Annotated in this window: 19 protein-coding genes; 14 read left to right on the top strand and 5 right to left on the bottom strand. The window is 67.5% G+C overall.

Going from position 1 to position 19,262, the window contains the following annotated elements:
- Position 1 precedes the first annotated feature (1 nt).
- The 3 genes from dmpG to ABZU76_RS07625 are packed head-to-tail and all read right to left on the bottom strand — an operon-like array spanning position 2 to position 2,747.
- Positions 2 to 1,015: a 4-hydroxy-2-oxovalerate aldolase gene (gene dmpG / locus ABZU76_RS07635; RefSeq protein ID WP_354866131.1), complete on the bottom strand. Its 1,014-nt coding sequence runs from the start codon at positions 1,013 to 1,015 to the stop codon at positions 2 to 4.
- A complete protein-coding gene (locus ABZU76_RS07630; protein WP_354866129.1) occupies positions 1,012 to 1,956 on the bottom strand; it encodes an acetaldehyde dehydrogenase (acetylating) in 945 nt (314 codons plus the stop codon). Before ABZU76_RS07630 ends, dmpG begins: the two co-directional genes overlap by 4 nt.
- The gene (locus ABZU76_RS07625) at positions 1,953 to 2,747 is read right to left on the bottom strand and encodes a fumarylacetoacetate hydrolase family protein (protein ID WP_354866127.1); all 795 of its coding nucleotides are present in this window, start codon (positions 2,745 to 2,747) and stop codon (positions 1,953 to 1,955) included. The genes ABZU76_RS07630 and ABZU76_RS07625 overlap by 4 nt, the downstream gene beginning before the upstream one ends.
- A 75-nt stretch (positions 2,748 to 2,822) precedes the next feature.
- On the opposite strand from ABZU76_RS07625, the gene ABZU76_RS07620 reads away from it, so the two are divergent.
- A complete protein-coding gene (locus tag ABZU76_RS07620; RefSeq protein ID WP_354866125.1) occupies positions 2,823 to 3,581 on the top strand; it encodes an IclR family transcriptional regulator in 759 nt (252 codons plus the stop codon).
- On the opposite strand, the gene ABZU76_RS07615 is transcribed toward ABZU76_RS07620, so the two are convergent.
- A complete protein-coding gene (locus ABZU76_RS07615; RefSeq protein WP_354866123.1) occupies positions 3,568 to 3,963 on the bottom strand; it encodes a hypothetical protein in 396 nt (131 codons plus the stop codon). The genes ABZU76_RS07620 and ABZU76_RS07615 overlap by 14 nt on opposite strands.
- 610 nt (positions 3,964 to 4,573) lie before the next feature.
- Between ABZU76_RS07615 and ABZU76_RS07610 the strand changes: the two genes are divergently transcribed.
- Both ABZU76_RS07610 and ABZU76_RS07605 read left to right on the top strand, forming a co-directional pair.
- On the top strand, positions 4,574 to 5,002 hold the full coding sequence (locus ABZU76_RS07610; RefSeq protein ID WP_354866121.1) for an organic hydroperoxide resistance protein: 429 nt from the start codon (positions 4,574 to 4,576) through the stop codon (positions 5,000 to 5,002).
- Positions 5,003 to 5,655: 653 nt separating this feature from the next.
- Positions 5,656 to 6,300, top strand: coding sequence for a TetR/AcrR family transcriptional regulator (locus ABZU76_RS07605; RefSeq protein ID WP_354866119.1), 645 nt, complete (start codon positions 5,656 to 5,658; stop codon positions 6,298 to 6,300).
- Between the two features lie 333 nt (positions 6,301 to 6,633).
- On the opposite strand, the gene ABZU76_RS07600 is transcribed toward ABZU76_RS07605, so the two are convergent.
- On the bottom strand, positions 6,634 to 8,022 hold the full coding sequence (locus ABZU76_RS07600; RefSeq protein WP_354866117.1) for an FAD-binding oxidoreductase: 1,389 nt from the start codon (positions 8,020 to 8,022) through the stop codon (positions 6,634 to 6,636).
- Positions 8,023 to 9,047: 1,025 nt separating this feature from the next.
- On the opposite strand from ABZU76_RS07600, the gene ABZU76_RS07595 reads away from it, so the two are divergent.
- The 11 genes from ABZU76_RS07595 to ABZU76_RS07545 all read left to right on the top strand — a co-directional run bounded on the left by ABZU76_RS07595 (position 9,048) and on the right by ABZU76_RS07545 (position 19,185).
- Positions 9,048 to 9,605, top strand: a complete 558-nt coding sequence (locus tag ABZU76_RS07595) for a hypothetical protein (protein ID WP_354866115.1) — start codon at positions 9,048 to 9,050, stop codon at positions 9,603 to 9,605.
- Between the two features lies 1 nt (position 9,606).
- Complete coding sequence (locus ABZU76_RS07590) at positions 9,607 to 11,046, top strand: NAD(P)/FAD-dependent oxidoreductase (RefSeq protein WP_354866113.1); 1,440 nt, start codon at positions 9,607 to 9,609, stop codon at positions 11,044 to 11,046.
- A gap of 86 nt (positions 11,047 to 11,132) precedes the next feature.
- On the top strand, positions 11,133 to 11,369 hold the full coding sequence (locus tag ABZU76_RS07585) for a hypothetical protein (protein WP_354866111.1): 237 nt from the start codon (positions 11,133 to 11,135) through the stop codon (positions 11,367 to 11,369).
- A complete protein-coding gene (locus ABZU76_RS07580) occupies positions 11,366 to 11,845 on the top strand; it encodes a MarR family transcriptional regulator (RefSeq protein WP_354866109.1) in 480 nt (159 codons plus the stop codon). The genes ABZU76_RS07585 and ABZU76_RS07580 overlap by 4 nt, the downstream gene beginning before the upstream one ends.
- A 352-nt stretch (positions 11,846 to 12,197) precedes the next feature.
- Entirely contained in the window at positions 12,198 to 12,560 is a 363-nt protein-coding gene (locus tag ABZU76_RS07575; protein ID WP_354866107.1) for a hypothetical protein, read from the top strand.
- Positions 12,557 to 12,883, top strand: coding sequence for a hypothetical protein (locus ABZU76_RS07570; RefSeq protein ID WP_354866105.1), 327 nt, complete (start codon positions 12,557 to 12,559; stop codon positions 12,881 to 12,883). Before ABZU76_RS07575 ends, ABZU76_RS07570 begins: the two co-directional genes overlap by 4 nt.
- 386 nt (positions 12,884 to 13,269) lie before the next feature.
- Complete coding sequence (locus tag ABZU76_RS07565; protein WP_354866103.1) at positions 13,270 to 14,085, top strand: alpha/beta hydrolase; 816 nt, start codon at positions 13,270 to 13,272, stop codon at positions 14,083 to 14,085.
- Between the two features lie 5 nt (positions 14,086 to 14,090).
- On the top strand, positions 14,091 to 14,960 hold the full coding sequence (locus ABZU76_RS07560) for a VOC family protein (protein WP_354866100.1): 870 nt from the start codon (positions 14,091 to 14,093) through the stop codon (positions 14,958 to 14,960).
- A complete protein-coding gene (locus ABZU76_RS07555) occupies positions 14,957 to 15,721 on the top strand; it encodes a 3-hydroxybutyrate dehydrogenase (RefSeq protein WP_354866098.1) in 765 nt (254 codons plus the stop codon). Before ABZU76_RS07560 ends, ABZU76_RS07555 begins: the two co-directional genes overlap by 4 nt.
- Before the next feature lie 1,501 nt (positions 15,722 to 17,222).
- Complete coding sequence (locus ABZU76_RS07550) at positions 17,223 to 18,512, top strand: MFS transporter (RefSeq protein ID WP_354866096.1); 1,290 nt, start codon at positions 17,223 to 17,225, stop codon at positions 18,510 to 18,512.
- Between the two features lie 46 nt (positions 18,513 to 18,558).
- Entirely contained in the window at positions 18,559 to 19,185 is a 627-nt protein-coding gene (locus ABZU76_RS07545) for a cysteine hydrolase (protein ID WP_354866094.1), read from the top strand.
- The last annotated feature ends 77 nt before the right edge of the window (positions 19,186 to 19,262 follow it).

Raw genomic sequence — 19,262 nt, 5'->3', positions numbered from 1 at the left:
TTCAGGAGACCCTGGTGGCGGCGAGGTCGAGCGCGATGTCGGTGATCATGTCTTCCTGACCGCCGACCATGCCACGCCGGCCTGCTTCGACGAGAATCGCCCGGGTGTCCAAGCCGTAGCGCGCCGCGGCGGCTTCGGCGTGGCGGAGGAAGCTCGAGTAGACGCCTGCGTAGCCCAGGCTCAGGGTTTCGCGGTCGACCCGGACCGCACGGTCCTGAAGGGGGCGCACCAGGTCGTCGGCGGCATCCATGAGCGGGAACAGCTCGCAGCCGTGGTCCCAGCCCATCAGGTCGGCCACGGCGATGAACGCTTCCAGGGGACAGTTGCCGGCTCCGGCGCCTTGGCCGGCGAGTGACGCATCGACCCGAAGGGCACCGTTCTCGACCGCGGCGACGCTGTTGGCGACGCCGAGTGCGAGGTTGTGGTGGGCGTGGATCCCGATCTGCGTCTCCGGCTCGAGGACGTCCCGGTAGGCGCGGATCCGGTCACGGACGCCGTCCATGGTCAGGCGCCCGCCGGAGTCGGTGACGTAGACGCAGTGGGCTCCGTAGGACTCCATGAGCTTGGCTTGCTTGGCGAGCTCGTCCGCGTCGGCCATGTGGGACATCATCAGGAATCCGGCGACGTCCATGCCCAGCTCTCGGGCGGCGGCGATGTGCTGGGCGGAGATGTCGGCTTCGGTGCAGTGGGTGGCGACGCGGACGGAGCGGATGCCGAGCCGGTGTGCCTCCCGCAGGTCTCCCACGGTGCCGATGCCGGGCAGCAGCAAGGTCGTGGGGATCGCGCAGCGGGTGACCTCGCAAACCGCTTCGATCCACTCCCAGTCGGTGTGTGCGCCGACGCCGTAGTTGATGCTGGAGCCGGACAGCCCGTCGCCGTGAGCGATCTCGATGGCAGCCACTCCCGCTTCGTCCAGTGCGCCGGCGATCGCCCGCGCTTGCTCGACTGTGTAGCGGTGCCGGATGGCGTGCATGCCGTCCCGCAGGGTGACGTCCTGGATGTAGAGATCGGTCATCGGACTGTCTCCTGGTGGTGGGCGGCGATGCGTTCGGCGGTCCGCAACGCGGTCGAGGTCATGATGTCGAGGTTTCCGGCGTAGGCGGGCAGGTAGTGCGCGGCGCCTTCGACTTCGAGGAACACCGAGACCTTGATCGCGTCGCCGGGCGCGTCCACCGGGACCAGACGGTGCAGCGGGTCGTCGGCGGTGACGGTGGTGAACTGGACTTTCTGCTTGAGGCGGTACCCGGGGACGTAGGCCTGCACCCGTCCGACCATCGCCTCGATCGACGCCGTGATGGCCTCGGTGTCCACATCGGACACGAGGCAGTGGACGGTGTCGCGCATGATCAGCGGGGGCTCGGCGGGGTTGAGGACGATGATCGCCTTGCCGCGTGCGGCGCCGCCGACCTGCTCGATCGCGGATGCGGTGGTTTCGGTGAACTCGTCGATGTTGGCCCGGGTGCCCGGGCCCGCCGAGCGCGAGGAGATGGACGCGATGATCTCGCCGTAGTGGACCGGCGCCACCGCGCCGACCGCCGCGACGACGGGGATGGTGGCCTGTCCGCCGCAGGTGACCATGTTGACGTTGGGGGCGTCGAGGTGTTCGCCGAGGTTGACAGGCGGGACGACGTAGGGCCCGAGTGCAGCGGGGGTGAGGTCGATGACGGTGCGGCCGAGGGCGCGCAGGACTTCGTCGTGGTGCCGGTGCGCGCCGGCCGAGGTGGCGTCGAAGACGTACTGGACGTCGGCGAACTCGTCGAGCCGGACGAGTCCGTCGACGCCTTCGTGCGTGGTGGCGACCTTGAGGCGACGGGCTCGGGCGAGTCCGTCGGAGTCGGGGTCGATGCCCGCCATGGCGGCGATGTCGAGGTGGTCGGACACGCGCAGGACCTTGATCATCAGGTCGGTGCCGATGTTGCCCGAACCGATGATCGCCACTTTCGTGCGGCTGCTCATGAGGCGTTCCCTTCCGTGGCGAAGCTGATCCGGACCGAGCCGAGGTCGGAGATCCGGGCGGTGAAGACGTCGCCGGGCGCGGCGGGCACCATCGGGCCCAGTGCGCCGGTCAGGACGACGTCGCCGGCGCGCAGGGGGTCGCCGCGCTGCGCCAGCGTGGTGGCGAGCCAGGCCGCGGCGTTGAGCGGGTCACCCAGGCAGTCGCGGCCGGTGCCCTGCGAGACGAGTTCGGCACCGCGGTGGAGCTGCATCTCGACTTCGGCCGGCTCGACGTCGAGAGCCTCGCGGGCATCGCCGAGGACGAACAGGCCGGAGGAGGCGTTGTCGGCGACCGTGTCGACGATGGTGATGTCCCAGCCCGCGATCCGGCTGTCGACGATCTCCAGTGCAGGGCAGAAGAATGCCGTGGCTGCGCGCACGTCGGCGATCGAGCAGTCGGGACCGGGCAGGTCGGCGCCGAGGATCAGCGCGATCTCCGCTTCGACCTTGGGCTGCAGCAGCCTGCCGGCCGGAACCGTCCCATCGTTGTCGAGAGCCATGTCGGAAAGCAGCGCTCCGAAGTCGGGCTGGTCGACGCCAAGCTGACGTTGCACTGCCGGCGAGGTCAGGCCGATCTTCCGCCCGGCCAGACGGTGTCCGGTCGCGAGCAGGCGCTCGGTGTTGAGGCGCTGGACGGCGTATGCGGCGTCGAGGTCGCCATCGGCGAAGAGGTCGCGGACCGGTGGGCACGGTGTGCCGGTGCCAGCCGCGGTCGCCAGCAGCTCCGCGGCCTTGTGGACGTCGGCGCTCATGGGGGTACCTCCGACGGTGGGATGGTGATGGCCCAGATATAGGCAGGAGGGCCGGACTGTGCCAAAGTTTGTTCCGTGACACGGAACAAACCGGCCGGGAACATGGTGGACAAGGCGGTGGCTATTCTGGACGTCTACCGTCCGGAAGGTGGATCGTTCCGTCTGACAGAACTGGCGGTCAGAGCGGGCATGAGCAAGACCACCACGTTCCGCCTGGTCGGCGATCTCGTCCGCCTCGGCCTGCTGGAACGCGAGGGGGAGCGGTATCGGCTGGGTGGCACGCTGTTCGAGCTGGGATCGCTCGTGCCGCGCCGGTACGACCTTCGCGAGACCGCGCTGCCCTTCTTGCAAGACTTGTTCGAGAGCACCCGCCAAACCATCCACTTAGGAGTCCGAGACGAGCGCGACATCGTGTACGTCGAACGCATCCACGGCCACGACGCGGTCCCGCTGCCATCCCGGATCGGCGGCCGGCTGCCCCTGACCTGCACGGCGATCGGCAAGGCGCTGCTGGCGTTCTCCAGGGCCGAGCTGGCGGACGCAATCCTTGCCGAACCGCTGCCGCGGCTGACTCCCTTCTCGATCACCGACCCTGTTCGCCTGCGCACGGCGCTGGAGAAGACCCAGGTGTCCGGTTTGGCGTACGAGGAACAGGAAGCGGCGCTCGGCGTCAGCTGCATCGCAGCCCCGGTCTTCTCGGGCGCGGTCGCCGTCGCGGCCCTGTCGGTGGCGGTCCCGCGCGAGCAGTTCCGACCGGCCCATCTGGCCCCGGCAGTGCGAACAGCGGCGTTGGGGTTGTCGCGGGCGCTGCGGCCGTCGACTACGACGGGGTGACGGTCTGGCTGGTGGACAAGGAGCGCAGTGTGGTGGCGAGCGCCCGGCGGTGCAGGGCGTCGAGCATCTGCACGATCACCGCCGAACCGGCAGCCAGAGTGAGCCGGACGGCGCACGAGGTCGGCTCTGTGTGCACGTCCACTGTGGCCGTGGGCTGCTGGAGCAACGCGGCGGTCAGCTGGTCCAGCTGCGCGCGGATCTGTCCGAGGTCCGGGCGTGTGATGGGAGCTTCTTCCGGGTGAGCCGTCCACCGAGCGAACAATCCCTTCTGCGCCACCTTGCTCGCGGCGATCTGGTCCCGGAAGAACGCCGTCGCGGCTGTCGGGTCCAGTCCAAGCGCCCCGTGGGCCGGGCGAGCCTGTTCGTCGGCGAGCTGCGGCAAAGCTGCTGCGACGTTCGTCTCGAACTATATATGTAGCGCTCACTCTACACGCATTTGTGTATGCCTGCATGGTGCACGGCGCCAAGTCCACCAGGCCAGCCGTGACCAGGACGTCGCCAAAACTGCGAAGGAGCCTCGGTGTTTCGCGGGTACCGAAGGCAACTTGGTCGACGTTGACCTCCATGAGGTGCCGGTACTGCCCATCACGAAGTGTTCAACCTTCGGCTCCGAGCTGCAGACTTGCGCGTTCGGTAGACGCGGTCCAAGCCGCCCATGGCCTCGCTCGCTCCGCGAAATCTGCACGGATCCCCGAGTGACGGGCACACGAACCGCACCGGCGAACGCCCTTTGTGCTCATCGCGATCGGCGATCGCCACCTGGGTGGCCTCGTCGACAAAGGCTCCGGCCACTGCCGGGCCGATGCCCGAAGCGCCGCCCGTCACGATTGCCCGCCTGGTCATTCACCCTGAACCATGGGCGTTCGATGCTCCACTCCACCTCGCTGAGATAGAACGTTCGGTCTTGACTCTCGTGAGCGGAGGTTGCACGATGAGGAGCGATAGAACGTTCGGTGTCGCGACTCTCCCGTGATCGTGAAAGGACTTTCCTCATGACCAAACCTATGTACCTCGGCATTGCCACCTCCACCGGCGATGGCAGGGCGGGAGGGCAGGCGAGGTCTGACGACGGCTTGCTGGACGTCACCTTGGCGATTCCCAAGGAGATGGGTGGTCCCGGCGGCGCGACCAATCCGGAGCAGCTGTTCGCGGCGGGCTGGGCCTCGTGCTTCCACTCAGCGCTCAAAGCCGTTGCGGCCCAGCAAAAGACTCAGGTCACCGACTCTGCGGTCGTCGCCGTGGTGCAGGTGGACCCGACGCCGGCAGGCGGGTTCGGCCTGAGTGCCGCGCTGCACGTCGAGTTGTCCGGTGTGGACCAGGCGGCAGCGGACAAGCTCGTCGAAGCCGCCCACGCGATCTGCCCTTACTCCAACGCGACGCGCGGCAACATCCCGGTGACCGTCGACGCGACCGTCGCCTGAAATCTCCGGCCGGACTGATGTGGACCGTCAGTCCGGCCGGACTTCACGATGAAGGCGACCGATGCCGTGATGTCCTTTCCGGCGCTCCGGGGCGGCACGGCCCTCGTCGAGTGCCGCTTGAGTGAGATCCACGTTTCGGGACGCAGCCGATTCCGTGGCCTTCGGTCAGGTCGTCCAGTGCCGCGGGTGCGGACGGTGGCGGTGATGCGGTTGCCGTGCCGCAACGCCAGCTCGGCGATGTGGCGGCCCAGCCCGGCTGAGGCTTCGGTACGCCGACCGGGTCGCCCGGTGCCCGGCCGCTGACGCCACCCGCAGTTGGACGGCCGTTTCCTCGACTGCGCCGCAGCCGCGAGCGGCATGTCCGCGGCACTCGCTGCCGCCATCGTCACGGATCCGATCCCTTCGCCGGCGGTCTCACTCGACTTGCCGGCGCCGTTGGGGTCCTCTTGGAAAGCCGGCGCTCGTGACGGCACTCTGCGTGCCGACCTCACCCCTGACGACGTCCTGCGGCTCAGGGGTGGCACCGCCAACTTCGTCCGGCGCGGCAGTCCCCCGGCGGGCCGGCCTGTCGACCTGCTCGTGGACGCGTTGACGGAGGACGCGCCCGTGCGCCCGGTGGGGGAGTGGCATCGAGGCGGACCTATTATGGCGACATGGTGAGGGATTCGGGCTCCGCGTCGGCTGCTGCCGGCTCGAGCAGCCGAGAGGTCATCTTGAACGCGGCTCGCGCCCTCGTCGGTGAAAAAGGTTACGACGGCATGGCCATCTCGGATCTCAGTGCGCAATCCGGCCTGCCGCCCAGCTCGATCTACTACCACTTCGGCAACAAGCTCGGCGTCCTGGCGGCGCTTCTCGCGCGCACTTTCGAAGAGCTGCACGCCTTGTTCCCGAACCCGTCCTCGTTCGACGACCTGGCGCCGCTCGAGCGGCTCGAAGCGTGGCTCTCGGCGGCCTGCAGCTCCCTCGACCGGCGGCCGGACTACCTTCAGCTCCTGGTCGCGATCAGTGTCGGTGCGCAGAAGGACGCCGAGTCGGTCCAGACGACCGTGCGTCGCATCCGCGACTACGCCCACGCGTCCTGGGTGGAAGCGCTCACTCCGATCTTCGCGCCGAACGGCGGCAAGAACAACGAAGCTCTCGTTCAGCAGCTCGCAGTGCTGGGCCGTGCCTTGACGGACGGGCTTTCGGTGGCCAACAGCTTCGACGGTATGAGCTACAGCTCGCAGGTCGCCCCGTTCGTCTCCTTGATCCGCGGTTTGGCGGAGCAACGGCGCGGCGCGGCGAAGCGGAAGCGTTGACGGCGGCCCCCCTGCTCTGATCATTGTTCTGCCGCGAGCCGACGGTGAAAACCCGTATCCCATTGTATAGTGAGCGTTACGTATACGCGAATGGGTGCGGCACAGTGACGGGCACCTTGGATGCCGGAGACTGATCGAACCCGACGAGGTCGCCGGCGCGGCGGCGTACCTGTGCTCTCCCGAGGCCGGCGCCGGACTGGCCCTCGACGGAGGCCGGAGCGCCTCCTGGCGGGATCTCGTGGCCGGCCGGCGCCTCGTCAGGCCGGTGCGCTGTGACGCGATCGTCGTGGCCGTGTGCCGCCGCAGGCCAGGGCAGTCCGCGGCGTCGTGCGATCAGGCGGGTTCAGCCATGGGTAAAGGCGTTGCCGAGAAGACGCCCTCCGGATCCACTGCCGCCTTGATTCGCTGCAGGCGGGGCAGGTTGTCTCCGTAGATGTCGGGGATCTGGTCGGTCGCTTCCGGTCCGAGGAGGTTGGCGTATCCGCCCGGGAAGGCTTGACCGGCCAGCGCCACGGATGCCGCATCAGCCCAGCTGTGGACGTGCTCGCCGGTCTCCTCCGCCGGCCAGATGCCGATGATCTCGGTCATGAGGTGCGGCCTGCGCAGCACGAACGCGGTGTCGCCGGGCGCGATCCTGGCCGCGGAGCCGTGGAAGTGGTGCAGGGTGATCCCGGACATCGGCGTCGGCAGCTGACCGCCGAACCGGTCGATGACGTCGATGACGTCCTCGCTGAGTTCGGGCACCGAGCGGGTCCGGATGGTGACGTGCCTGCCATCGGGGAACATCGCATCCCGCCCGGCGATCGTGGCCGCGTACGGCGCGGCATCCAGCTGGGCGATCAGGGGATCGCCCAGCCGAGCCAGCGTCATCACGGGTCCTGACGGGTTCCTGCCGGTCGCGACATCGCCGGACCAAGTCGGAAGCACCAGCAAAGCGGGTGAGCCGTGCGGTGCGGCGATCGCACCGACTTGGATCGTCAAGTCGTCGGGGGAGTCCTGCTGTGCCTCGTGAACTCGGGCGAGTACCTGCCTGGCCTGCTCCCATGGGTAGAGCACCATGCCGGTCACCACCGTCGGCACGGCGTGCAGCCGCACTGTCATCGACGTGACGACCCCGAAATTGCCGCCACCGCCGCGCAGCGCCCACAGCAGGTCCGGATCGTGGTGGCCGTCCGTGCGTACTACCGTCCCGTCGGCTGTGACCACCTCGGCGGCCAGAAGGTTGTCCGCGGCGAGGCCAACCCGACCGGAGAGGGGCCCGTAGCCGCCGCCGAGGGTGAGTCCGGCCACCCCGACCGTTCCGATCGTGCCGGTCGCGGCCACCATGCCGTGCTCGGCGGCCGCGGCCAAGAGGTCGTTGGCGGACGCGCCACCACCGACCTCAGCGGCCCGGGCTGCGGGGACGACCAGAACACCGTGCATCGGCCTCAGATCCAGGGTCAGACCTCCGTCGGCCAGTGCGCGGCCGGCGTAGTCGTGGCCCCGGCCGCGGACCGAGAGCGGAAGACCGAACTCGCGTGCGGTGCGTACACCGAGCACCACGTCATCGGTGGAGGTACAGCTCAGCAAGAGGGCGGGGCGGTGCTTCACGGCGCCGTTCCACAAGGTGACACCGTCGGCGTAGCTCGGGCCGGAAACGTGTACCTGCTGGGCGGGCAGGTGGAGGCGCAGCGCGCGGTGGGCCGCGACGATTGACTGGGCGTCTTCGAGACTGTGGGGCATGAACTTCCTTCGGCAGGAGCGAGTCGGATGTCCGGAACAGAACGTTCTATCCACTTGTATGTAGTGCTCACTCTAGCAAGTTCGGCGATCAAGTGAGAGCCCGCTGGAAAGGTCGGTGTCATCACGCGACTTGCTGGCGCAGGTCGGCGAGACGTCACCGGAGCTCGCAGGCCGGCACTTCGTGATGCCGCGAGACGGGGTGATGGCGTCGGGCTGCTTGTCTGACCCGGCTGAGGTCTGTTGCACGTTCCTCCGGGGAGTCGACGGGATCCTGCAGTTCCGCATCGATTCCGCAGCGAAGTAAGAGCTACCACTCGTCGGCACCCCGGCAAGTCGCTTCGTGGTGCCTCGATCGTGAAGCGCAGGCGTGAGTCGCGATCCAACTAAGATAGAACGTTCGGTATTGACGGGTCGACGACGACTCGCTACTGTGAGTTGTGTACGGATTGCTCCATACACGAACGGCGCTCGGGGGTCATCTCAGTGAGCCCGTCGGATCGCATCGATCTGAAGGAGGCTCGGTGAGCGCCGCACGACCGCTTGCCGCACCCTCAGTGGCTGCTCAACGAAACCCGCGGCCGCCGCAAGCCGCTGTGCGGCGGCCGCGGGTTTCGTCAGTCCACCTCGGCCGGCGCGACGTGTGCCTGCGGGAGGCCCTCCGCCCCGCGGGGGAAGGTGTTGCAGACCAGTGCCGGATCGCCGAGGTGACCCGCGGTCACAGCTCCTTCGCGCAGTATCACGAAGTGCCGGGAAGCCGGTTTGCCGGCTGCTTCGGCGATGCTGCGGTCGATGCCGAGAGCGTGAATCCCTTCTGCGCACAAGGTCCTGGCTGCTGTGGTGGGCAGACGCGACCGTGCTTCGGACGGGCGCCCCTCGGACTCACTGCGTTCCGTGGTGGGCAACCTGCCAGATAGAACGGTCTGTCTTGACAGCGTTCGGTGGCGCCGCCATGCTGAGTCGAGATAGAACGTTCGGTTTTACTGTCGTGCCGCGCACTCTCGTTCTTGAACTTCGAAAGGATCATCGTGACCACCGTTGACTCACCCGCTGCCGGAGGAATCGCGTCGGTGTTGCGCCGGCTGTACTTCGTGCGGTTCGCCTTCGCCATCATCTGGGCAGCCCTGCTGTTCCTCACCAAGGCGCAGCTCGGGCCCCTCGGCATTACCCTGGTGATCATCTACCCGCTGTTCGACGTCGCAGCGGCCATTGTGGACTCTCGTTCGTCCCGTGCCACCGGATCGGCTCGCGGCCTATACGTGAATATCGCCATCAGCCTGCTGGCCGCCATCGGCCTGGCGATCACCAGCGCCTCCGGTGTGCCTGGGGTCCTGCGCGTGTGGGGCGCCTGGGCGATCGTCGCCGGGCTGGTCCAGCTGATCGTGGCGGTAAGCCGCCGCAAGATGGGCGGCCAGTGGCCGATGATCCTCAGCGGCGGCATCTCCGTGCTGGCCGGCGGGTCGTTCATCTTCGGGGCCGCCGCGCCGAATCCGGCGCTGACGAACGTGGCCGGATACGCCGTCCTCGGCGGCATTTTCTTCCTGGTCTCCGCGATTCGCCTCGGCCGTGCGGGCAAGGGGAACTGACATGGGCACCACGGAGTACGACGTCATTGTCATCGGCGCCGGCCCGGTCGGGGAGAACCTCGCCGACCGGGTGGTGCAGGGCGGTCTCACCGCTGCCATCGTCGAGCGGGAACTGGTTGGAGGCGAGTGCTCCTACTGGGCGTGCATGCCGACCAAGGCATTGCTCCGCAGCGGGGCGGCGCTCCGCGCGGCCCGGCAGGTGCCTGGGGCGCGGGAAGCGGTGACGGGCGAGTTGGACGTGGCGGCTGTGCTCCGCCGTCGCGATGCCTTCGCCTCGGACTGGCAGGACGACGGACAGGTGGCCTGGCTCGAGCAGGCGGGCATTCGGCTGTACCGCGGACACGGCTGGATCGCCTCCGAGAAGGTCGTCGAAGTGACCGGCGCCGAGGGCGCCACCACGACGCTGACCGCACGGCACGCGGTCGTCGTCGCCACCGGCAGCGGCGCACTGATTCCGGACATCGACGGCCTCCGCGAGGCCGCCCCGTGGACCAGCCGGGAAACGGTCGCGGCAAAGGAGGTTCCTGGCCGGCTCGCCATGATCGGTGGTGGAGTCGTGGCCTCGGAACTGGCGACCGCGTTCACCGAACTGGGGTCGTCGGTGACCATGCTGGCACGGGACGGTGTGCTGCACCTCGCGGAGCCGTTCGTCGGCGAGCGAGTTGCGGAGTCGTTGCAGGACAAGGGTGTGTCGGTGCGCATCGGCGCCGAGGCCGGGTCCGTGAACCGCAACGACGACGGGACTGTGTCCATCACGCTGACCACCGGCGAGCAGCTCGAGGCCGATGAATTGCTCGTCGCGACCGGCCGGACCCCGAACACCCAGGACATCGGTCTGGAGACCGTGGGCCTCAAGCCGGGTGCCTGGCTCACGGTAGACGGCACGATGCGGGTCGTCGGAGACGACGGCGCGCCGATTGGTGACGGGTGGCTCTACGCCGCCGGGGACGTAAACCGGCGGATTCTGCTCACTCACCAAGGCAAGTACCAGGCTCGTGCCGCCGGCGACGCCATCGTGGCGCGGGCGAAGGGCCAAGCGGTCGACGACAGCCCGTGGGGCCGGCACGCGGCTACCGCCGACGAGCGCGCGGTGCCGCAGGTGGTCTTCACCGAACCCGAGATTTCGTCGGTGGGCCTGACCGCTGCCGACGCCGAGGCCGCCGGTCTACGGATTCGCGTCGTCGACTACGACCTGGCCGCCACCGCCGGATCCGCTCTGCAGGCCGAGGGCTACCAGGGCCACGCCCGGATGGTCGTCGACGAGGACCGCAAGGTGATCCTCGGGTTCACGCTCGTCGGCCCGGACGTCGCGGAAATGCTGCACGCGGCAACGATCGCGGTGGTCGGGGAGGTTCCGCTGGACCGGCTCTGGCACGCCGTCCCGGCCTTTCCCACGGTCAGCGAGGTGTGGCTGCGGCTGCTGGAAGCCTACGGCCGCTGATCCACCTGGCCGGCGTCTCGTTCCGTCTCGATTCCGACGGGACGAGACGGCGGCACGTCTCCTTCCTCGAAAGGGGTTCATCCGTCATGCGGTTTCGCATCTCCCGCCTCAGTGTTGCCGGCGCCGCAACGCTCGCCTTGTTCGCCGGTGCCGCGTCCGCTGCTGGCAGCCCGAACAGCAACCCGAAGCGGACCATTGTGCTCGTCCACGGAGCACGGGCGGACTCCTCGAACCGGGCTCCCGTCATCGAACGGCTGCTCGGCGAAGTGCCCCTGCGCGCCTCCAACGTCGCGATTGCCGGTCTTCAGGACGGTGCGCGATGACGCTTGACGAGGAAACGATCGTGGACCTCGAGCGTGAGTTCGCCGTCTTCGTACGCCAAGACCGCGCCGCGTCGGGACAGCTCGGCCGGGACGTGCACCCGGACCTCAAGGTCGCTGCGTCCCGCCTGCTGGCCCACTTGGCCGATCGCGGTCCGCGCCGGTCGACCGAGCTCGCCTGTCACCTCGGAGTGACCCCTCCGACCATCTCGCGTCAGCTCCAGCACCTGGAAGAGTTGGGTCTCATCGAACGCCTTCAGGCTGCGGACGACGGCCGGGCATATCTGGTGGCGCTGACCGGTGAGGGGCGTCGTCGCGTCGACGAGGTTCGGGCCGTCCGCACCGAGCGGCTGGGCAAACTCCTCGAGTCGTGGCCGGACCGCGACGTCCGCACCCTCGCCGAACTGCTGGCGAGGTTCAACGGAAGTGCTGCCAGACCTTCCTGGCACTGTAGTAGAGCTGGTGACGTCCGAGGGTGAGTGGAGATCGTGGACGAACATCAAATGCGGGATATCGATACACGTCAGTTTGAAATCCCTCTTCCATTCTGGTCGGGGAGCCACCTGTGCGGCGATGAATTCCAGCGAAGCCGCGACAGCTGACCGGTCTGGGCCGTGTCTGCCCGTCCACCGCATGGGTCGCCGGGACGTGCGTCACAACGAAAAATCTCGCCGCCCGCTCCTTCGCAGGTTCCGAGAAGCCGGAGTACTTTGCCGACCCGGTCGCACTTTTCTGCGGTTCGGGGGCGCCTGGTGCTCGTGGTGAGCGGGTACCGGAAGGGGTGCGCGTCAGCGGCCGCTGGCCGAACGTCTCGGGCTTTGAGGACGCGGCGTGGCCGGCCTCACGATGATGGTGGACGGTGCGTTCTTCCTTGCACTGGTGCCGACGGCCGACCTCGTCGTCGAACGGACGTGGAACATGGCGGGCATGTGCGGCACCGGCAGCCACACCTTGGTCGCCCGCGACGTTCTGGTGCCGGACGAGCGGATCGCGGCAGCGGCCCCCTTCACGTTGAGCGACGTGTCGCTGTTCGCGATCACTGTGCTCGGTCCCGTGGTGGGCGCCGCCCAGGGTGCACTCGATGCCATAACCGCGATGTTCGCCTCGGACCGCAAACCGTTCATGACCGCGTACTCGCGCATGGGGAATCTCCCGGGGCGCGCCACTGGCTGGCGGAGGCCACCTACCTCGTGAACCGCGCCGAGAACACGATGCTCGAGGTCGCCCGCGAAGCGAGTTCGGCCGAGTTGTCCCCTGCGGACGGTCCTCGTCTGCGCAGGGCTCTCGCGGACGCCGGCCAGGATTGCCGAGCCGCCGTCGACCGGATGCTCGACCTGCATGGTGCGAGCGGGTTCGTCCGGTCGAACGTGCTTCAGCGCTTCTGGCGAGACGTCGCCGTCGGCAGCCGGCACCCGCACCTCCACCCGTACCTCGCTGTAGAGAATCTCGGTACGGCGTTGGCCGGTCCGAGCGAGCGAGACGGACGGGATAATCGCCGTTCGGCGAGCCGGTGTTAGGTGCGGCCAACGCGGAGCGCCACGCCTCGTCAATGGCCGGAACCACCGGGGACAGGTCAAGGCGTCGCGAATCGCCGTGCCATGGACACCACTCGCGGCAGCGCCAACCGGGCAGGAGTTCGCGCCGGCCCCGCCCGTCGAGATCGGCACGGAGAGTGCACTTGCTGCAGCTGCCGTACAGGCCTCCGCCGTCGGCGGCGGGTCTGGACGGCCACGGCTTAACGACGCCACAGCAGCTGCATCGGTCGGTCCGCGCCTGTTCGTAGCAGCGCCGGTGATCGCGGACGGCAACTCCCCGCTACTCGGCGAGAGGCAGTGAATTCGACCTTGTTTGCCGAACCTCACGATGTATAGTGAGCGCTACATACACAGGATGGGAAGTCACAGTGACGAGCACGTTGGATGTCGGGGACGCACAATTGGCCTTCACCGATGTTGGCACGGGCAGCCCGGTCGTGTGGCTGCACGGCTCCGGACCGGGGGCAACGGGGATGAGCAACTTCGGTGGGAACCTCGCCAGTTTCCAGGACTACCGGAACATCGTCGTCGACCTGCCTGGTTGGGGCGAGTCTCCTCGTCCCGAAATGGATGAACCGCTGATCTTCCACGCGGCCGAACGGGTCTGCCGTGCGATGACGGCTCTCGGGATCGAGCGAGCCCACCTGGTCGGCAACTCGTACGGTGGCGGCGTGGCGATGCGGATCGCGATGCAGTACCCGGATCGTGTGGACCGGTTCGTTCTCATGGCGCCGGGTGGAGTCCTGCCCACTGACGCGCCGCCATGGCCGGTGGGGCTTGAGCGGCTCTTCGGCTACATGGCGGCCGAGAAGCCCTCGCGAGAAGCCATGGCCGAGTTCGTGCGGCTCATGGTTTTCGACGGCAACCTGGCGACCGAAGCTCTCATCGACGAGCGGTACGAATCGAGTCTCAGGGTGCACCCTGAGCTGCCGATCCCCCCGAACTTCGGCGACCTGACCCCGGACCTGGCTCTCATCGGCGCGCCGACACTCCTCGTGTGGGGGCGTGAGGATCAGACCGTTCCGTTGACCTGGGCGCCCAGGATTCTCACGGGGATCCCCAATGCGGAGCTGCGCGTGCTGCCGAACTGCCGGCACTGGGTCCAGTACGAGCGCGCGCCCGAGTTCAACCACATCGTTCGCGAGTTTTTGCAAGGCGGCGCGGCCGGCGCTGCGAAGGGATGACCAAGGTGGGTATCAGGAAGTTGGGGTACGTCGGTCTGAACGTCACCGACGTAGACGCGTGGATCGATCTGCTTGGGCGCACACTGGGAATCGGCGTCACCCACGCCAAGTCCGGCACACATGAGGTCGTCTTGGCGGAGCTCGACGAGTTCAAGTACCGCGTGGCGCTGTATCGGTCCACAGTGGACACGCCACGTGAGGTGGGGTGGATCGTCGATTCGCCGAGCGAGCTCGACCGGCTCACCCAGCGACTGACGGATGCCGGCTTCACCGTCGCAGAGGGAACCGAGGACGAGAAGGAGCTACGCGGAGCCACGCACCTGCGCTGGTTCACCGACCCCGTCGGTTTCCGCGTGGAGCTGGCCATCGGTGAAGCCAAGGCCCGCACCGGCGTCGCACGCCCAGTCGATGCTTTTCCTGGCACCACGGGCCTGGGCCACTTCGTACAGGCCAGCCCTAAAATCGCCGAGCTCCGCGAGCTCTACGAGTCGGTACTGGAGTTCAAGCTGACCGACTACCGCGCCCCTGGCTTGTTCTTCTTCCGCTGCAACTCGACTCACCACAGCATCGCCCTTGCGAGTGCGGAGGAACCCTCCCTCCACCACCTCGAGTTCGAACACGCCTCGATCGACGACGTCGGGCGAGCCTACGACCGGGCGAAAGCCAACGACGTCCCGATCTCGATCAGTCTCGGCCGGCACATGAACGACAAAGCCATCTCGTTCTACGTCCAGAACCCCAGCGGGTTCCACCTCGAGATCGGGTGCGACGGCATTGAGGTGGGGGAGGATTGGGTCCCCCACGATTTCGGGATTCCGAACGTCTGGGGACATCATCACCTCAACGCCAATCCGTTCGCCCAGCGAAAGTCATGACGAGCTTCCTTCGCGGGCCGGATCTCTCCGCTCGCCGCGCCATCGTCACCGGCGCGGCGAGCGGGATCGGTGCGGCGGTCGCGACTCGCCTGGCCGGACTTGGTGCCCACGTCGTGGTGTGCGACATCGACGCCGACGGCGCGGCACGGACCGCCGAGCGGATCGGTGGCGAGCCCCTGGCGATCGACTTGAGCGACACCGCAGAGCTGGCCGGACGACGGTTCGAAGCGGACATCTTGGTGAACAACGCCGGTATCCAGCACGTTGCGCCCATCGAACAGTTCGCGCCTGAGCGGTTCGCCTTCATGCTGCGGCTGATGCTGGAGGCGCCGTTCCTGCTCAGCCGCGCGGTCATTCCGCACATGTACGAACGCGGCTGGGGACGAATCGTGCACATCTCCAGCATCCACGGCCTGCGAGCCAGCGCGTACAAGTCCGCCTACGTCAGCGCCAAGCACGGTCTTCTGGGACTCTCGAAGGTCATCGCTGTGGAGGGAGCGGGCAACGGGGTCACGAGCAACTGCGTGTGCCCGGCGTATGTACGCACTCCGTTGGTCGAGAACCAGCTGGCGGACCAAGCCGAGGTGCACGGGTTGAGCAAGGACGAAGTGCTCTCCGAAGTACTGTTGGCACGATCGGCGGTGAAGCGCCTGATCGAGCCCGATGAGGTCGCCGGCGCGGTGGCGTACTTGTGCTCGACGGAGGCGGGGTCCGTCACCGGTACCGAGCTGACCCTCGATGGGGGTTGGAGCGCGTCGTGAGAACGTTTGACCAACGGAGGCAACACCCGACCTTCCCGGATTCCGTTGGGCGACACCGATCTCGAACGCCGCTCTCGGGATTCTCGCCGAACAGGGCGGTGTGACCACGTGGCAATCCGTGACGGCGCGCGGCAGCGCGAGTTGCCCGGAGGACGACGAGGACTGCCACGACTTGTCCACCTCGTCATCTTGCGTCGAGCCGGCGACATGCGGCGTTGTGGATCCTAGCCGCGTCCTCGTAACCCAGGCTGCACTTCAGCCGCAAGAACTGGCCACCCAGAAACTCCGTTCGCAGCTCGTCGCAGTGGGCGACGCGCACTGCGCACAGGGGTTCTTCGAGAGGTTCAGTACCGGGTCAAGATCCGCCTGGAATTCGACGGGGCACTCATCCTTGCCCACGAGGTCCGCCCGGCGGTCCTGGTTCCCTCGTGACGGCCAGGGTGGTCAGACGGGCCTGCAGGCTGCTCTGCGTGTACTGGTCGGCCGTGCGCGCAGCGGCTGCACTCCTGCAGTTGCCGTGGGTGTGGAGGTTGACGGATCGCGGAAGCCCTCATGACGCTGATGGGCCCACCTCACTTCCTCAAGATAGAACGTTCGGTATTGACGCGGCGGTGGCCAGTGGCTAGCGTGACGGTGGACCGAACGCCCTACCTGCCAGGAGATCTCGTGCCCGCTCGCGCCCGTCTCCGTGCCACTGTGCTCGCATACGGGATATTGGCGCTCGCCCCACTCGGTGTGTTGGCGTCGTCCTTGGTCGACAAGCGCGACCGGTGCGCTGCGTCTGCTGGCGAGCACCCCGCGCCGCAGTACTTCGGCGTGACGGCTGGCGCTTCGCGCGCGGTCGTGGCGGGCCCGTCAGGTGCCGTCGCCTGCGCGGTCGAGGAGTCGCGGTGAGGCGGTGAGCCGGCTCGTCCAGGCCGAACTCGGGGGAGAGGCTGTGAACACCGCGGTAGGCGCCGACGGCGTCGTTGTTGCGACGCTTGCACTTCGTTCGTTTCGCTTTCGCGGGGCCCGGCGTGGCGGTCGCAGCTGTCCTCAGTGGAGTGGTTCGACCTTTTCCTGGACGTCGTTCATTCGGCGAGCCGGCCGGGTAGGCGTCACGCTCGCTGACATTGCCCGGTGCGCCCTGCGCGAGACACCTTTCCGGGTTCCACGCTTCGCCTTGGTCACGCTGCGAAGAAGGCCCATCGTGATGCCTGAAGCTCTTGACAGCCACCCACTCCCCGCGGTCGGCGGGGTCTCGCCCTCGGCATGACTCGTTCTCGGTGACCGATCGGTAGCGCGCCGAACCCGGTAGCCAAGGCGCCGAGCGCGTTGTAGAGTGAACGCTACATACAGACGCCTGCCGCCGTGCACCGACTGCTCTCCGCGCAGTCGAGAGCAGTCCTGGTGCTCAGTCGACCGTCGCAATGGAGCGAGGTTTCCCGTGAACGTTCTCGAACAGGTCAAGAACTCACCGATGAGCCGCGTTCAAGTCAGGGCCGTCGTGCTTTGCCTCGTGATGAACCTCATCGACGGGTTCGACCTCCTGGTGACCTCCTTCGTCGGACCGACGATCACCCGGGAGTGGCACCTGTCCCCGTCGGCGGTGGGAGTGCTGCTCAGCGGCGGCCTGGCCGGGATGGCTTTCGGAGCGCTTTTCCTGGCCCCGCTCGCCGACCGCTTCGGGAGGCGTCGCCTCACTGTCGGGTGTCTCGCGCTGGCTTCGCTGGGCATGCTCGCCGCGTCTGTTTCTCAGGACTTCAGTCAGCTGCTCGTGTGCCGGCTGGTGACCGGTGCGGCAGTGGGGGCGATGGCGGCCAGCTTGCCGGTGCTCACCTCCGAGTACGCGAACACTCGCCGCAGGGGGCTGGTTGTCGCGTTGATCACGACGGGGTACGGCCTGGGTTCCGTCATAGCTGGCGTTGCTTCCAGCATTCTGCTGGGTTCGTTCGGCTGGCGATCGGTCTTCGTGCTCGGATGCGTTGCCACGGCGATCCTGTTCGTGGTCGGGCTGCGCTTCCTGCCCGAGTCGATGGACTACCTCGTCGCGCGCCGGCCCCGTGAGGCGTTGGCCAGGTTCAACCGGATACTCGTGTCGATGGGCCGTCCCGCGGTCGAGGAGCTGCCTGCCGCGGCGTCGGCGTCGGCGTCGCGCAAAGTTGCCCTCGAATCGTTGTTCCGGGGGAGCAATGCCGTTCGGACGGTGCTGGTCTGGGTCGCCTTCACCGCGGCGCAGTTGATGTTCTACTTCGCGAGTTCGTGGACGCCCAGCCTGTTGCTGCAAGCGGGCATGTCCAACCAGCAGGGCATCAGTGGTGGCCTGCTGTTCAGTCTCGGTGGTGTGACGGGCGCGGTGTTGTTGGCGCTGCTGGTGTCTCGAGTTCGGGCCAGCCGGCTTACCGCAGCCTATTTCGCCATGGGGGCACTGGCCCTCATCCTCTTTTCCGTGTCGCTCGGAACCCTGGCCAGTGCGCTGGTCGTGGCAGTTCTCGTCGGGCTCTTCCTCAACGGCACGGTCTCGGGTATCACCGTCATCGTCCCGACCACCTATCCAGCCGAAGCCCGGGCGACGGCTCTCGGCTTGGCAGTCGCCGTGAGCCGACTCGGTGCCGTCCTCGCGCCGTTGCTCGCCGGTGTGCTGCTGGAAGCCGGCTGGGCACCGGGGTCGATGTTCCGGATCTTCGCGATACCAGGCGTGATCGGTGCCCTCGCCACGATTCTCCTCGCCCGGTTCGGGCGCGTGTCACGCGACGCGGGGAGTTCAGCCGCCGAACCTGGTGTTGTGAAGAGTGCGGCGGCTGAAGCATGAGCTGTCGAGTCCGCAAATCCGGCAGCCCGAGTTTCGGGAGGCTCAAGTGACCAGTTCCCTGATCGACGTCGACCGCACTGCGGTGCTTGTCATCGACATGCAGAACGATTTCGTGGAGGAAGGCGCGCCGCTGGAATTCCCGGAAGGCCGGCGCGTGATTCCCGCCATCCAAAAAGTCCTCGAGGCGGCACGCAGTCGGGGGATGGCAGTCATCTACGCCGCGCACGTTCACCGGCCCGGTGGCGCCGACATGGGCGTTCACCGCGATCTGTACCCGCCGGTGGCGGCAGGGGAAGCGCTGATCGACGGCGGCCCCGGGGCGGACATCTACCCCGAGCTCTCGCCACAGGCCGGAGAGCCGGTGATCAAGAAGCACCGTTACAACTCGTTCTATGCCACAGACTTGGAGATGATCCTTCGTGGACTCGGCGTGGAGACCGTTGTCCTCACTGGGATGACGACCGAATGCTGTGTTCTGGGTACGGCCCGCGGCGCGTTGGAACGCGGATTCCGTTCGCTGGTGATTGCGGACGCCTGTGCGTCGTGCGACTATCCGGACCTGGGGGCCGGCGTGATGCCCGCGGCGGAAATGCACCTCGCCGCGCTGCGCGTGATGTCGCTGACTTCGTCCCAGCTGATCGAGACCGACGAGTTCCTGTCTCGACTGCCGTGAAGCGGCGATGAACGTGTTCAGCTGAACTTTCACTCGCCGCGGGGAGCGGCGATCGCCATGCACGACCCAGAAGGAGG

The sequence above is a fragment of the Amycolatopsis sp. NPDC005232 genome (genome assembly GCF_040607795.1).
Classification (GTDB): domain Bacteria; phylum Actinomycetota; class Actinomycetes; order Mycobacteriales; family Pseudonocardiaceae; genus Amycolatopsis.
This window is presented reverse-complemented; position numbering and strand designations above follow the sequence as displayed.

Bases quoted from the DNA above. Each gene is read 5' to 3' on its own strand.
- ABZU76_RS07585 (WP_354866111.1), top strand. From the start codon at position 11,133: ATGCGGTTTCGCATCTCCCGCCTCAGTGTTGCCGGCGCCGCAACGCTC.
- ABZU76_RS07580 (WP_354866109.1), top strand. From the start codon at position 11,366: ATGACGCTTGACGAGGAAACGATCGTGGACCTCGAGCGTGAGTTCGCC.
- ABZU76_RS07555 (WP_354866098.1), top strand. From the start codon at position 14,957: ATGACGAGCTTCCTTCGCGGGCCGGATCTCTCCGCTCGCCGCGCCATC.
- ABZU76_RS07550 (WP_354866096.1), top strand. From the start codon at position 17,223: ATGAACCTCATCGACGGGTTCGACCTCCTGGTGACCTCCTTCGTCGGA.
- ABZU76_RS07625 (WP_354866127.1), bottom strand. From the start codon at position 2,747: ATGAGCGCCGACGTCCACAAGGCCGCGGAGCTGCTGGCGACCGCGGCT.
- ABZU76_RS07610 (WP_354866121.1), top strand. From the start codon at position 4,574: ATGACCAAACCTATGTACCTCGGCATTGCCACCTCCACCGGCGATGGC.
- ABZU76_RS07600 (WP_354866117.1), bottom strand. From the start codon at position 8,022: ATGCCCCACAGTCTCGAAGACGCCCAGTCAATCGTCGCGGCCCACCGC.
- ABZU76_RS07630 (WP_354866129.1), bottom strand. From the start codon at position 1,956: ATGAGCAGCCGCACGAAAGTGGCGATCATCGGTTCGGGCAACATCGGC.
- ABZU76_RS07590 (WP_354866113.1), top strand. From the start codon at position 9,607: ATGGGCACCACGGAGTACGACGTCATTGTCATCGGCGCCGGCCCGGTC.
- ABZU76_RS07605 (WP_354866119.1), top strand. From the start codon at position 5,656: ATGGTGAGGGATTCGGGCTCCGCGTCGGCTGCTGCCGGCTCGAGCAGC.
- dmpG (WP_354866131.1), bottom strand. From the start codon at position 1,015: ATGACCGATCTCTACATCCAGGACGTCACCCTGCGGGACGGCATGCAC.